Here is a 14,106-nt window from a genome sequence, read left to right as displayed (position 1 = left end):
ACTCGCGCCGAGGCGGGCGCAACACCGCAGTGCGTCGGCGGACACACGGCAACGGCTGAACTCTAGGGAAGCCGTGTTTCCAACTTGGAACGCGCTCGGCGCCCGCGACGTGCGGCCCGGAACACGTCGAACCGGCGGACGACGAACAACGTGACCACTCCGGCCACCACGATGCCGATCAGGTTGATCAACAGCTGTAGGGCCGAGCCCCAGACCTGGTGCCATTCGCCGAACACGGTGGCCACCGCCGCGTACCCGGCCGCCGGGACGGTGGTGACGGAGATGAACACCCCGACCAACGCCGCCGACTTGCCGCTGGTGGTGCTGAGCATGCCGGCCGCCCCGGCGAGCAGGGCCACGACCAGGGACAGCACACCCGGCTTGTAGATGAACTCGGTCTGCGTGTTGGTCGCGAGCTCGCCCGCGTTCACCAGCCCGGTCCTCGCCCCCACCCAGGCCGCCCCCGCGGTGAACAGCATGGCCACCGGGAAGCCGACCGCCAGCGTGACGAAGCCCCGCCGGGCCAGCCGCGGGCGGCGCCGGATCAGCCCGACCGAGATCGCCGCCAACGGGCCGAATTCCGGTCCGACCACCATCGCCCCGACCACGGTGATCGGCGAGTCCAGCACGACGCCGATCCCGGCCAGCAGGGCGGCGATGGTCAGGAAGGCCAGGAAGGTGCCGGACAGTGCGGAGTCCGTGCCGGTGCGGGACTCGACCTGCTGCCAGATCACCGAGTCCGGGGAGTTACCCGGTGCCTGCCGCTCGGCCCGGATCGACCCAGCCGACAACGAGAGGTCGACCGGCGACACACAGATGGCGCCGGCCGATGACAGACCGAGCTGCTGCAGCTCCTCGATCAGCTCGTCGGCCGCCTCGCGGACCACGTCCAGCTCGATCAGGTCCCCGGCCGGGGCCAGCGACGCGCCGCGCACCTGGGTCAGGTGGGCGACCCCGGGGTACCGGCCGAGCAGCGCCAGGACGGCGGCGCTGAGCTCGGCCGGGACCAGCAGTCGCAGGTGGGACACCCGGTGCGACTCAGCTCTCGGTCTTGGGCTTGACCGGGACCGCGTCAACACCGGCCTCGCGGCGCTGGGCGGCCGTGATCGGCGCCGGCGCCGCGGTCAACGGGTCGTAGCCGCCGCCGGACTTCGGGAAGGCGATGACCTCACGGATGGACTCGGCGCCGGCCAGCAACATGACGATGCGGTCCCAGCCGAAGGCGATGCCGCCGTGCGGCGGCGCGCCGAAGGAGAACGCATCGAGCAGGAAGCCGAACTTCTCCCGCGCCTGCGCCTCGTCCAGGCCCATGATCGCGAACACCCGCTCCTGGATGTCCTGCCGGTGGATACGGATCGACCCACCGCCGATCTCGTTGCCGTTGCACACGATGTCGTAGGCGTAGGCGAGCGCGGTGCCCGGATCGGTGTCGAAGGTGTCCAGGAACTCGGGCTTGGGCGAGGTGAACGCGTGGTGCACAGCCGTCCAGGTGCCGGATCCGACCGCGACGTCCTCGGTCTCGTCGGCCCGCTCGAACAACGGCGCGTCGACGATCCAGACAAATTCCCAGGCACTCTCGTCGATCAGGCCACCGCGCCGGGCGATCTCCAGCCGGGCCGCGCCGAGCAACTCCTGCGAACTGCGGCGGGTGCCGGCGCCGAAGAAGATGGCGTCGCCCGGGTTCGCCCCGACCGCGGCGACCAGGCCGTCCCGCTCGGCCTCGGAGATGTTCTTGGCGACCGGGCCGCCGAGCGTGCCGTCGTCGGCCACGGTGACGTAGGCCAGGCCCTTGGCGCCGCGTTGCTTCGCCCACTCCTGCCAGGCGTCGAACCCCCGACGCGGCGTCGACGCCCCGCCGGGCTGCACCACGGCGCCGACGTAGGGGGCCTGGAACACCCGGAACGGGGTGGCGGAGAAGTAGTCGGTGAGTTCGGTCAGCTCGCCGCGGTAGCGCAGGTCCGGCTTGTCCGAGCCGTACTTGTCCATGGCGTCGCGAAAGGTCATCCGCGGGATAGGCGTGCTGATCTCGTGGTCGATCAGCTTCCACAGCGAACCGATCACCTGCTCGGCCAGCGCGATGATGTCGTCCTGGTCGACGAAGGACATCTCGATGTCGAGCTGGGTGAACTCCGGCTGGCGGTCGGCCCGGAAGTCCTCGTCCCGGTAGCAGCGGGCGATCTGGTAGTAGCGCTCCATGCCGGCCACCATCAGCAACTGCTTGAACAGCTGCGGGGACTGCGGGAGCGCGTACCAGGCACCGGGACGAAGGCGCGCCGGGACGAGGAAGTCGCGGGCCCCTTCGGGGGTGGACCGGGTCAGCGTGGGGGTCTCGATCTCCACGAAGTCGTGGCTATCGAGCACCGTCCGGGCCGCCCGGTTGACGTCCGACCGGAGCCGGAGGGCAGCCGCCGGGCCGGATCGGCGCAGGTCGAGGTAGCGGTACTTCAACCGGGTCTCTTCGCCGATCTCGGCGTCGCTCTCGATCTGGAACGGCAGCGGGGCCGCCTCGGACAGCACCGTCAGCACGGTCGCGTTGACCTCGACCTGGCCGGTGGTCAGGTCGGGGTTCTGCATCCCCTGCGGCCGGACCTCGACCACTCCGGTGACCTGAACGCAGTACTCGCTGCGCAACCGGTGGGCCTGCTCGAGGATCTCGCCCTCCCGGAACACCACCTGGACCACGCCGCTGGAATCGCGCAGGTCGATGAAGATGACCCCGCCGTGGTCGCGGCGGCGAGCGACCCAGCCGGCCAGCGTCACCGTGCCCGGCGCGTTGTCGTTGCCGTTGTCCCCGGCCGCGGTGGCGTCGGAGGGACGAAGTGAGCCGGCAAGACGGTCGCGAAGCACAGGCAATCCTTTTCGATGAGGGGTTTGCAGCAGGGCGGATCTCACCTGACCCGGGCTGGATCAGGTGAGATCCGATCCTACGGTGCGCGACCCGGACCCTTCACCGTCATTGATCGACGGCTCTCGCCCGGCGATCCAACCTTCCAGAGACGATCAGAGCTTCGAGAGACGGTCGAACGCCACCGAATCCTTCGACGGCACCGTCATCGTCGCCTTGCCGTTCCGGTCGACGGTGACCGTTGGCCCGGAGCAGTGACGGCCGCTCATAGAGCTGTGGATGATGTCGCAGTATTTCCCGGCCGGTAGCCCGGTCTGCACCGTCACAGTCTTGGCCGTGGTCTCGTTGTTCATAGCGATGAACGCCTTGTTTCCGCGGGAGAACGCGGCCAGGTTGTTCCCGTCGTCCCACCAGTTGGTGACCGGGGCCGAGCCGGCGTAGTTGTGCCAGGCCACCATGTTCCGGACTCCGAGGTTCCGGTCGGTGCAGACCCACCCGTTACTGCAGTCGGTGTCGGTGACCATTCCGTTCGCGTCCGACGGCGGCGAGGCATCGGTGGCGTCCCAGGCGAATCCGGCGTAGACCGCAGGCGTGCCGTACCCGTAGGCGAGCATGAATTCGTGGGCGATGTAGTACGCGTCGTTCTTGTAGTTGAGCGTCTTCGGGTCGGTGCTGCGTTCGGTGTCGTGGTTCACCACGAAGGCCAGGCTCTTGTCGCTGGGCAACAGGCCGGACTGCTCGCCGAACACCCGGAGGTCGCCGATGTTGCCGCCCGGAGCGTCGGTGTAACTGCGGAAGGCGGACTGCAGCGCGCTGGCGTAGTCGAAGCCGAGCAGACTGCCCTGCTTCTCGAAGGCCGCCGGGCTGATCACCCCGGGACTGCCTGCACCGACCTCGAGCGCGATGTACGGCCGGGTGCCGTCGGCCGTGCGATGGAGCCGGGACTCGATGGCCGTCAGGTCCGTCTGCCCGATGTGCTTGGCCGCGTCGACCCGGAAGCCGGAGACGCCATAGCCGAGGAGCTTGTTCAGGTAACCGGCGATGGTGTCGCGAACCTTCGGCGAGCTGGTGTTCAGATCGGACAGGCCGACCAACTCGCAGTTGAAGACCTGGGTGTAGCTGTTGAAGTCGGCGATGGTGCCGTTCTGGTTACCGCTACCGGTGGGTGCGACCGGACAGTTCGCCGGTGACGAGTGGAAGTCGGCCGGTGAATACAGGCCCGGGTAGTTGTACTTGGTGAACGTGCGGCCCCCGTAGGACGTGCTGCCCTGGCCCGTCATGTGGTTGATGACCGCGTCCACGATCACCTTGACCCCAGCCTTCCGACACGTACTGACCATCGCCTTGAACTGGGCCTCGTCACCCATCCGGCTGGTCAGGCTGTAGCTGACCGGCTGGTAGACCTCCCACCAGGGATGCAACACCGTGTCGCTGCCATCGCCCAGTGCCGTGCGCTTCGTCGAGTCCTGCGGCGGGGCGACCTGGACGGCCGCGTAACCGGCCGGGCCGAGGACGGACGTGCACTCCCTCCCGACCGACTCCCAGTTCCACTCGAAGAGGTTCGCGATGACGCCACCCTCGATCGACCGGCCCGCCGGACCCCCGCCCCCTGGGTGGGCGGCGACGGCGGTCCCGGCCACCGCGTCCTGGGTCGCCACCGCCCCGGCCGCCGGGATGGCCGCCGCCAGGGCGACCGCGGCGACGACAGCCCCCATCGCCCGCCGGGACCGCCCTCGTTCCGATACCGACCTTCGATCCAGTCCTGTTCCCATCAACGTTCATCTCCCGATCGAGCGCGTTGCGGTTGGCCGGGCCTGGTGGCTCCGACGCCAGTCATGGTGACCTACATCACCGACAACCGCTCGCGCAGTACCCGAGCGCTCGGCGGTCAATCGCCGACACGGGCCGGATGCGGCCCAATATCGTGACCACCGGTCACGTGTCGACGTCGCTGCCCTTCCGGGACCCGCCCGGCAACGAACACACGATGGTCGTCTGGTGCCCTGGTCTCTTGACCGCCCGGTTGTCCTGGCGGGACACCGACCCGCGGCGCACAATGAAATGACCCCTTTCCGATGACGTGAGGAGTCGCCACCCATGATCACCGCCACCGGTGTTGCCGTCCCCGATGACATGGCCGCCGAACTGTCCAAGGACCCGGCGACGCTGGCCGCCTTCGAAGCCCTGTGGCCCAGCGACCAGCTCGAGTTCGTCAACTGGCTGGCGAAGCCGGGCGCGCAGACCCGGAGCGAACGCCTCGCCGAGATCTCCGAACACGTCCGCAATCACAAGCACCGCACGCCGACCGACTGACCGCCCCTGGGCATCGGTCACCACCCCTGGGCATCCGGCCGGCGTCAGGCCCCGTCCGCGCGCCCGGTGAAGAAGTCGCGTTCAGCCGTCGTTCGAGCGGTTGCGGCCGCCCTCCGCCACTCCTGCGCCGCCTCTGGGCGACGACCGAGGCGCTCCAGCATCTGTGCCCGCGCCCCGGCCGCGTACGGGTACCGATCGAGGAGTCCCAGCGCGAGGACCTCGTCCAGGTCGGCCAGACCGGCGGCCGGGCCGTGCGCGTAGGACAACGCCACCGACCGTCCGAGGGCGAACCCGGGCGCCGGGTCGATGCGCAGCAGCCGCGAATACAGCTCGAGGATCTGATCCCAGTCGGTTGATCCGAACGCGGGCGCCGTGGAGTGGGCGGAGGCGATCAGCGCCTGCACCAAGATCGGGCCGCCGCCGCCGAGCGCGACCGCCCGGCGCAGCAGCACGGACCCGGCCCGGATCAGTTCGGGATCCCACCGGGACCGGTCGGCCGATTCGAGTTGCACCTGCTGTCCGTCGTCGTCCACGCGGCCCCCGGTGCGGGCCCGGGTCAACAGGATCAGGGCCAACAGCGCGGCCAGGTCCGGCGACTCGGGACGGATCGTGTGCAGCACCCGGGCCAGGTACTGGGCCCGGTCGGCGAGATCGTCGTCGGTCAGGTCGGTCCCGGCGCCGGCGGTGTGGCCGAGGGTGAACGCGAGATGCACCACCCTCGTCACCGCCGGCAGCCGGAGGTCGACCGTGGCGTCGTCGGGCAGATCCAGCCGCGGACCGGCCGACGCGAGTCTGGATTTCGCCCTGGTCAACCGGGCGGCCATGGTCGGTGTCGAGACTCCGTGGGCGGCCGCGATTCCCGCGGTCGACACGCCACAGGCCAGGCGCAGCGTCAGGACGACCTGGTCGGCCACCGGGATCCGCGGATCGCAGCACAGCACCACCATCCGCAGTTCGTCGTCCCCGATCACCGCCGCGTCGGCGATCGCGTCGGCCGGCCCGGTCACGCCCGACCAACCGCCGGTCATTCTCACCAACGACCGCCGGGCGGCCTGAGCCCGGCGGATCCGGTCGACCGCCCGACGGCGGGCGGCCGTCACCAGCCAGGCTTCGATCGAGACCGGAATGCCGGTGGTGGGCCAACTCTGCAACGCCAGCAGGAAGGCGTCGGCCGTTGACTCCTCGGCGATGTCCAGGTCGCGCACCGACCGGAGAGTGGCCGCCAGGATCCGGCCGGAGAGTTCCCGTCGAGCAGTGGCCGCGGCCGCCGCGACATCGGGTGGGATCAGCTGAACTCCCAGATGGGTCGCATCTCGACGTAGCCGAACGGGGCCGGGCAGAGCTTGGCCAGTTCCAGCGCGGTGGCGTCGTCCGGCGCCTCGATCAGGTAGTACCCCCCGATGACTTCCTTGACCTCGGGGAGTGGGTTGTCGACCGCGGTGACCGCATCGGTGCGGGTGCCGCGGAGGAAGGTTGCGGTCGAGGTCGGCTGGAGGGCCTCCCCGGACAACACAGTGGCTCCGGCGTCCTTCACGGACTGGCCGAAGTCGTTGTGCGCCTTCATCACCGCGTCGAAGTCAGCGGTGCCGGCCTCGGCGTAGGCGGCCGGGTCCTCGACGATCGACAGAAAGTACTTGGGCATGGCTGGCTCTCCTTGGTGCTCGATGGATCCAGCTTGGTGCCGGATCCCATGCCATGCAAGACGAGCCACCCTCCGGCGATTCGACACGAATCCGGAAGGATCTTCATTTCGTCTCCGGTGTGCGGGAGCTCACCCCGGCGAAGACCAGAGTGATCGGCGTTCCAACTGCTAAGCTGACGGAGTTCTTGGAGTGTGTCGCGCGCTCTCGACGGTGGATTTCTCGCCGGGATGTCATGTCAATCGAAGGCTGCGACCGGAACCCCTGCCAACCGGGCGGGTTCCCGAGCTCCTGCCTCGAAGTGATTGGCCACAATGGCGCCCCTTGCTGCCCCCACCGCCCCTACCACCACGTCTGAATCGATCCTGAACGGCGACGCCGCCTTCCAGGATGCCGATCTGCACACCGAATCAGCGCTGGTCGACAACCTCGACGAGTACGAGGAAGAAGTTCCCGCCTTCGGGTTCGACGCGCTGAACCTGCCCGACTCCCTGATCCGCGCCGTCACCAAGCTCGGCTTCACCACTCCCTCGGAGATCCAGGAGCAGGCCATCCCGGCCCTGCTGGCCGGCCGCGACATCACCGGTGTTGCCCAGACCGGTACCGGCAAGACGGCCGCGTTCGGTCTGCCCCTGCTGGCCGCCATCGATCCGGCCCTGCGCCAGGTCCAGGCCCTCGTGCTCACCCCGACCCGCGAACTGGCGATGCAGGTGGCCGAGGCCATCGGCTCCTTCGCCGAGTTCATGCCCCGGGTCACCGTGGTCCCGGTCTACGGCGGGTCCAGCTTCCTGCCCCAGAAGGCCGCACTGAAGAACGGTGCCCAGGTCGTCGTCGGTACCCCCGGCCGCATCATCGACCACCTCGAGCGCGGCACCCTCGACCTGACCGGCATCCGCTACATGGTGCTCGACGAGGCCGACGAGATGCTCCGCATGGGCTTCGCCGAGGATGTCGACCGCATCCTGCAGGACGCCCCGAAGGACCGCCAGACGGCCCTGTTCTCGGCCACCATGCCGTCGGCCATCCGCAACGTGGCCAACCGTCACATGAACTCCCCGGTCGACATCACCGTCGCCAAGAAGGCCGGCAACACGGTCAGCATCCGGCAGACCTACGCCGTCGTCCCGTTCCGCGAGAAGGTCGACGCATTGGCCAGGATCCTGCAGGTCAGCGAGGGCGACGCCACCATCGTGTTCGTCCGGACCAAGGGCGCCTGCGACGAGGTCGGTGCCGAACTGATCGCCCGCGGTGTCTCGGCCGCCGCCATCAACGGTGACGTCCCGCAGAAGGAGCGCGAGCGCATCATCGAGCGTCTCCGCAGCGGCAAGCTCGACGTCCTGGTCGCCACCGACGTCGCCGCCCGCGGGCTGGACGTCGACCGGATCGACCTGGTCGTCAACTTCGACGCCCCGGGTGAGGTCGAGTCGTACACGCACCGCATCGGTCGTACCGGCCGCGCCGGCCGCACCGGCGAGGCCCTGACGTTCTTCACCCCGCGCGAGATGAGCCGCCTGCGGCTGATCGAGCGGTACACCCGCACCACGCTGGAGCAGGTCACCCCGCCGTCGCAGGCCGATGTGGCCGCCCACAAGGCGACCAAGGTTCTCGAGCAGGCCACCGCTCGACTGGCCATCGGCCGCTTGGAGCACTACCGCCAGGCGGTCGCGACCTACCTGGCGCAGGAAGACCTCACCGCGGCCGAACTGGCCGCGACGCTGCTGGCCCTGGCCGCCGGTGACGACGGCGTGGTCGCGCCCAAGCAGTCGCAGGCGTCCTTCGCCGCCGACCGGCCCGAACGCGGCGGCGAATACAGCGCCCGCCGCGGCGAGTTCGGCCGCGAGGACCGGTTCTCGCGTGATGGCGACCGTGCCGCCACCAACCGTCCGGATCGTCCGCGCAAGCCCAACGCCACTCCGGCCGGCCCGCGCTACCGCGTGGCCGTCGGTCACGCGCACGGCGTCCGCCCGGCCGGCATCGTCGGCGCCATCACCGCCGAAGGCGGCCTGGCCGGCCGCGACCTGGGTCGGATCGACATCTTCGACACCTACTCGCTGGTCGAGATCGGCGGGCACATCTCCCCCGCCGCATTCGGACGCATCTCGGCGGCCAAGGTCAGCGGACAGTCGTTGAAGATCCAGCTCGACACCAGCCCGCACACCGGTGGCGCGTCCTCCGGCCCGCGTCGCAGCGGCCCGGGCAACGAGCGTCCGGCCCGCGCGGGTCACCGCACCGCCCGCTGAGCCGACGTTCCGCCGGTCGGACGCTGTAGCGGCTGATCGTCAGGATGGAAACGAACACGACCCCCGGTCCGCCGTACGGCGAGCCGGGGGTCTTTCGTATTGTTCAGCGTTGTGACTGCTGCCCTGAAGGTTGTCCTGGCCACCCCGTTGGCTCCCGAACTGCGCCATCTGATCACCGAGGTCGACCCCGGCGTCGAGCTGCTCGTCGACGACGATCTGCTTCCGCCCCAACGATTTCCCGGTGACCATTCCGGGGATCCGGCATACCGGCGGACTCCGGAGCAGGCCCGGGCGTTCGAGGAACTGCTGGCCCGCGCCGATGTGCTCTACGGCATTCCGGACGTCGACCCGCGCTTGTTGGCTGCGGCCGTGGCCAGGAATCCGGGACTCCGGTGGGTGCAGACCATGGCCGCCGGCGGTGGATCCACCGTGCAGGCCGCGAACCTGTCCGATGCCGACCTCGCGCGGGTCACGTTCACCACCTCGGCCGGCGTGCACGGCGCCACCCTGGCCGAGTTCGCGCTCTTCGGCGTCCTGGCCGGGGCCAAGGACCTGCCCCGCCTGCAGCAGCTGAAGGCGGCCCGGGAGTGGCCGGCGCGCTGGGCCATGCGTCAGGTCGGTGAGCAGACGGTCCTCGTGGTCGGGCTGGGGGGAATCGGCCAGCAGACGGCCAAGCTGCTCAAGGGCCTCGGCGCGACGGTGCTCGGGGTCAAGCGCACGCCGGCGGCGGTCGACTTCGTCGACGAGGTGCACACCGATTCCGCGCTGCCGGAGCTGGTGGCCCGGGCGGACGCCATCGTCTTCACCTTGCCCGGCACCGACAGCACCTCCGGTCTGTACGACGCCGAGCTCATCGCGGCGACCAAGCCCGGTGCCGTCATCGTCAACGTCGGCCGCGGCACCGTCATCGACGAACCGGCCCTGATCGACGGCCTGTCCGACGGCCGGCTGCATTCGGCCTACCTGGACGTCACGGCGGTGGAACCGTTGCCCGCGGATTCTCCGCTGTGGACGCTGCCCAATGTGGTGATCGCCCCGCACACGGCCGCGTTGAACGACAAGGAGGACGAGCGGATCGCCGAGCTGTTCGCCGCCAACCTGCGGGCGTTCCTCGACGGCCGGCCGCTCCGCAACGTGGTCGACCCGGCCGAGTTCTACTGATCACCGGCGGGCCCGGCGCCGATCCCATAGGTTGGACCGGCCGGCGTCAGGAACTGATCGAGCCGACCGGCCGTTGACCGAGTGCACCGTCGACGCGGCGGGGGCACGCAAGCTGTCCATACCTGTGGAGGAACTTCGATGGCATTCTGGGATTCGCTCAAGACCAAGACGGCGGACATGAACGCCCAGCTCAAGCTGAAGACCGGGCAGTTCAAGAACAAGGAATTCGCTGCCGGCAGCATGGCCATCTGCGCACTGATCGCCGCCGCGGACGGCACCATCGATCCCTCGGAGCGTCAGAAGACGGCCGGATTGATCGTGGCCAACGACGTGCTGTCGATCTTCCCGCCGGCCGATCTGCAGGAGAAGTTCAACTTCTACTGCGACAAGTTGACCCGCGACTACGACTTCGGGAAGGTCGAGGCGATCGCCACCATCGGGAAGCTGAAGTCGAAGCCGGACCAGGCGCGCGCCGTCATCCAGATCGGCATCATCATCGGCGGCGCCGACGGCAACTTCGACGAGCACGAGCGCAAGGCCGTCAAGGAGGCCTGCTTCGCCGTCGGGATCTCGCCGACCGAGTTCGACCTGTAACAGTCGTTCTGGACGCCCCGGGGCTCAGAACAGGGTTTCCTGTTCGGGTTCCCGGGGCGTCGGCATGCTCCCGGCCGGGAACGAGGCGTCTGTCGCCCCAGGAATCCCACGGGTGCCCGGCGGATCCTGCGAGCCGAGGCCGAACTCCTCTCGGATCCCGGCGAACCGGGCCGAGAGCATCCGGCGGTAGTCGGATGCGGCGTTGGCCCCCCGGGCGTACAACCGCTCGTAGACACCGACCAGTTCGGGGTGCACGCGCGCCAGCCACGGGAAGAACCACTCCCGGGCGCCTGGGCGCAGGTGCAGCGTCACCGCGCTGACTCCGGTCACGCCGGCCTGCTTGAGCTGCCCGACCAATTCCCGCAACTGCTCGGGACGGTCGGTGAGATGAGGCAGCACCGGCGCGACCAGCACCCCGCACGGCAGTCCGGCCCCGGTGATCCGGCGGATCAGATCCAGCCGGGCCTTCGGGCTCGGGGTGCCCGGTTCCAGCCGAGCCTGCAAGTCCGGATCCAGCAGCGCGAGCGAAACTCCCAACCCCACCGGCACATCCTCCTGCAGGGCAGCCAGCAGGGGCAGGTCCCGCGACAGCACAGTTCCCTTGGTCAGGATCGAGAACGGGGTACCACTGCCGGCCAGGGCCCGGACGACCCCGGGCATCAGTTGGTAGCGGCCCTCGGCCCGCTGGTACGGGTCGGTGTTCGTACCCATCGCGACATGCTCCCGGAGCCAACCAGGACGGGCCAGCTCCCGGCGCAACACCTCCGCGATGTTGATCTTGACGACGATCTGGGTGTCGAAGTCGTGGCCGGTGTCGAACTCCAGGTAGGAATGGGTGCCGCGGGCGAAGCAGTACACGCAGCCGTGCGTGCAGCCGCGATAGGGATTGACGGACCAGGGGAACGGCATCGGTGACTTCGCCCCGATCCGGTTCAGCGCCGACTTCGAGTTGACCTCGTGGAAGGTGACCCCGGCGAACTCCGGAGTGCGGACCGACCGGACCAGGCCGGCCAGCCGGCCGAGACCGGGCAGCGCCTCGCCGTCCTCGATCGCCAACGCCTGCCTGTCCCACCGCATGACAGTATTCGAACACATGTTTGAGTGCAGTGCAACGGCCGTGCCACTCGACGACGCGGACGCGACGGAACCGGCCCGGCCGCATGTCGTGGTCCCCGGCCGGACGGGCGGGCAAGGTCACAGCCCGCTGGTTTGGCCGTCGAGGCGGGCGGGTGGTGGACTCGAAAGGTTGCCTGTCCCCCAGCCCGAGGATGTCCCTTGCCTGTCCAGTCCCGCCCCGTCGTCCTGATCACCGGTTCCTCGCGCGGCATCGGGGCCGAGACGGCCCGCATCGTCAGCCGTGAGCTGGGCGCGCGCACGGTGATCAACTACCGGGACAAGGCCAAGCGGGCGGAGAACGTGGTGGCCGAGATCGCGGCGGCCGGCGGTGAGGCGGTCGCGGTTCGCGCCGACGTCACCGACGCGGCGTCGGTGACGGCCATGGTCGAGCAGATCAAGGCGACCTGGGGCCGGTTGGATGTGTTGGTGCTGAATGCTTCCGGCGGGATGGAACGCGGGGCCGACGCGGGCTACGCCCTCCGCCTGAACCGCGATGCCCAGGTCGACCTGGTTCGAGCCGCGCTGCCGCTGATGCCGTCCGGGTCGCGGGTCGTGTTCGTCACCAGTCATCAGGCGCACTTTCACGGCCGACAGCCAGGCATCGAGGCCTACGAGGCGGTCGCGGCCAGCAAGCGGGCCGGCGAGGACGCTCTTCGGGCGATGATCCCGGAACTGACGGCGCTGGGCATCGACCTGATCGTGGTCTCCGGCGACATGATCGCCGGGACCATCACCGTGACGCTCCTCGACCGCGCCCACCCCGGTGTCGTCGCCGCCCGCCGTGACCAGGCCGGCGAGATCCCGACGCTGGAGGAGTTCGCGACGCAGGTCGCCGCGGCGGTCCGCGCCGACCACGCGACCGGGCACACCGTGTACGTCGGCGGCGCCGACTACCTGGTCGCGCGGTAGGCCGGACTCACCCGGCCAGGATTGCCGCCACGGCCGACTCCACCTCGGCCAGCGCGACCGGCCTCTGGTCACCGGACAGCAGGTCCTTGACCATCACGGTGCCCTGCTCCAGGTCCCGCTCACCCAGGACGAGCGCCACCCGGGCGCCGGAGGAGTCGGCCGACTTCAAGGCGACCTTCAGCCCGCGTCCGCCGTAGGAGCGGTCCACCCGGATCCCGGCCCCCCGCAGACGACCGGCGATGACGGCCAGCTCGCGTGACGCCGCCTGTCCCATCGGCACTCCGTAGACCTCGCACCGGGCGGTCGGCCCCACCGCGAGTCCCTCGGCCGCGGCGGCCAGCACGGTGCGATCGACGCCGAGGCCGAACCCGATGCCGGACAGCGGTTGCCCGCCCAGTTCGGCCATCAACCCGTCATACCGGCCGCCGCCACCCAGCCCGGACTGGGCCCCCAGCTTCGGGTGCACGAACTCGAACGTGGTGCGGGTGTAGTAGTCGAGGCCGCGGACCATCCGGGGGTTGATGACATACGGGACGTCGAGGCGGTCCAGGATGGCCAGTACCTCGGTGAAGTGCTCGGAGGACTCCGCGGACAGGTTGTCCAGCATCAGGGGCGCATCGGCCAGCATGGCCTGCACGGCGGGCCGCTTGTCGTCCAGGACCCGAAGCGGATTGATCCTCGCGCGCTCCCGGGTCGCGTCGTCCAGCGGCAGGGCGGCCAGGAACGCCTGCAGCTTCTCCCGGTACGCCGGGCGGTCGTTCTGGTCGCCGAGTGAGGTCAGCTCCAGCCGGTAGCCGGTCAGCCCGATGGCCCGGTAGGCCTCGTGGCCGACGGCGATCACCTCGGCGTCAAGGGCCGGATCGTCCGATCCGATCGCCTCGATCCCGACCTGGTGGAACTGCCGGTACCGACCGGCCTGCGGGGCCTCGGAGCGGAAGAAGGGCCCTTCGTAGACCAGCTTGACCGGAAGCGCGCCGCGGTCCAGCCCGTGCTCGATGACGGCCCGCATGACGCCGGCCGTGCCCTCGGGCCGAAGGGTGATCGACCGGTCGCCGCGATCGGTGAAGGTGTACATCTCCTTCGACACCACGTCGCTGGATTCGCCGACGCCGCGGGTGAACAGCGCGGTGTCCTCGAACACCGGCAGTTCGATCGGCGAGTAGCCGGCTCGGTCGGCCGCTGCGACCAGGGTGTCGCGCACCGCGACGAACGTCCGCGATTGCGGCGGCACGTAGTCCGGAACGCCCTTGGGCGCGCTGATGGTGTTGTTCTTGCCAGCCATGGGGGT

General features: G+C 69.7%; 12 protein-coding genes. 5 read left to right on the top strand and 7 right to left on the bottom strand.

Annotated features, from left to right (window positions below; translation table 11 throughout):
* Positions 1-62 precede the first annotated feature (62 nt).
* The 3 genes from BLS97_RS16255 to BLS97_RS16245 form a co-directional block, all read right to left on the bottom strand.
* The gene (locus BLS97_RS16255) at positions 63-1,028 is read right to left on the bottom strand and encodes a DUF389 domain-containing protein (protein ID WP_090477605.1); all 966 of its coding nucleotides are present in this window, start codon (positions 1,026-1,028) and stop codon (positions 63-65) included.
* A 10-nt stretch (positions 1,029-1,038) separates the two neighbouring features.
* Complete coding sequence (gene aspS / locus BLS97_RS16250; RefSeq protein ID WP_090477602.1) at positions 1,039-2,847, bottom strand: aspartate--tRNA ligase; 1,809 nt, start codon at positions 2,845-2,847, stop codon at positions 1,039-1,041.
* A gap of 153 nt (positions 2,848-3,000) precedes the next feature.
* Entirely contained in the window at positions 3,001-4,560 is a 1,560-nt protein-coding gene (locus BLS97_RS16245) for an alpha-amylase (protein ID WP_090477599.1), read from the bottom strand.
* A gap of 382 nt (positions 4,561-4,942) precedes the next feature.
* On the opposite strand from BLS97_RS16245, the gene BLS97_RS16240 reads away from it, so the two are divergent.
* Complete coding sequence (locus BLS97_RS16240) at positions 4,943-5,158, top strand: YdeI/OmpD-associated family protein (RefSeq protein WP_090477596.1); 216 nt, start codon at positions 4,943-4,945, stop codon at positions 5,156-5,158.
* Between the two features lie 44 nt (positions 5,159-5,202).
* On the opposite strand, the gene BLS97_RS23265 is transcribed toward BLS97_RS16240, so the two are convergent.
* The gene (locus tag BLS97_RS23265) at positions 5,203-6,384 is read right to left on the bottom strand and encodes an RNA polymerase sigma factor (protein WP_269457511.1); all 1,182 of its coding nucleotides are present in this window, start codon (positions 6,382-6,384) and stop codon (positions 5,203-5,205) included.
* A 59-nt stretch (positions 6,385-6,443) separates the two neighbouring features.
* Positions 6,444-6,800, bottom strand: a complete 357-nt coding sequence (locus BLS97_RS16230; RefSeq protein WP_090477591.1) for a YciI family protein — start codon at positions 6,798-6,800, stop codon at positions 6,444-6,446.
* 312 nt (positions 6,801-7,112) lie between these two features.
* Here BLS97_RS16230 and BLS97_RS16225 point away from each other — a divergent pair, with 312 nt between their 5' ends.
* From BLS97_RS16225 to BLS97_RS16215, 3 genes are all read left to right on the top strand, one after another.
* Positions 7,113-9,038 (top strand): DEAD/DEAH box helicase, encoded by a 1,926-nt coding sequence (locus BLS97_RS16225; protein WP_090477589.1) that lies wholly within the window; start codon positions 7,113-7,115, stop codon positions 9,036-9,038.
* Positions 9,039-9,149: 111 nt separating this feature from the next.
* Positions 9,150-10,199, top strand: coding sequence for a D-2-hydroxyacid dehydrogenase (locus BLS97_RS16220; protein ID WP_090477586.1), 1,050 nt, complete (start codon positions 9,150-9,152; stop codon positions 10,197-10,199).
* A gap of 138 nt (positions 10,200-10,337) precedes the next feature.
* On the top strand, positions 10,338-10,793 hold the full coding sequence (locus BLS97_RS16215; RefSeq protein WP_090477581.1) for a tellurite resistance TerB family protein: 456 nt from the start codon (positions 10,338-10,340) through the stop codon (positions 10,791-10,793).
* A 24-nt stretch (positions 10,794-10,817) separates the two neighbouring features.
* On the opposite strand, the gene BLS97_RS16210 is transcribed toward BLS97_RS16215, so the two are convergent.
* Positions 10,818-11,870, bottom strand: a complete 1,053-nt coding sequence (locus BLS97_RS16210) for an Rv2578c family radical SAM protein (RefSeq protein ID WP_090477579.1) — start codon at positions 11,868-11,870, stop codon at positions 10,818-10,820.
* Positions 11,871-12,068: 198 nt separating this feature from the next.
* Between BLS97_RS16210 and BLS97_RS16205 the strand changes: the two genes are divergently transcribed.
* On the top strand, positions 12,069-12,818 hold the full coding sequence (locus BLS97_RS16205; RefSeq protein WP_197676218.1) for an SDR family oxidoreductase: 750 nt from the start codon (positions 12,069-12,071) through the stop codon (positions 12,816-12,818).
* Positions 12,819-12,825: 7 nt separating this feature from the next.
* Here BLS97_RS16205 and hisS read toward each other — a convergent pair whose 3' ends face one another.
* Positions 12,826-14,100 carry a histidine--tRNA ligase gene (hisS, locus tag BLS97_RS16200; RefSeq protein WP_090477577.1) on the bottom strand — a complete coding sequence of 425 codons (1,275 nt, stop codon included), beginning with the start codon at positions 14,098-14,100 and terminating at the stop codon, positions 12,826-12,828.
* Positions 14,101-14,106: the final 6 nt, after the last annotated feature.

Source organism: Nakamurella panacisegetis, assembly GCF_900104535.1.
In the GTDB taxonomy this organism is placed as follows: Bacteria; Actinomycetota; Actinomycetes; order Mycobacteriales; family Nakamurellaceae; genus Nakamurella; species Nakamurella panacisegetis.
This window is presented reverse-complemented; position numbering and strand designations above follow the sequence as displayed.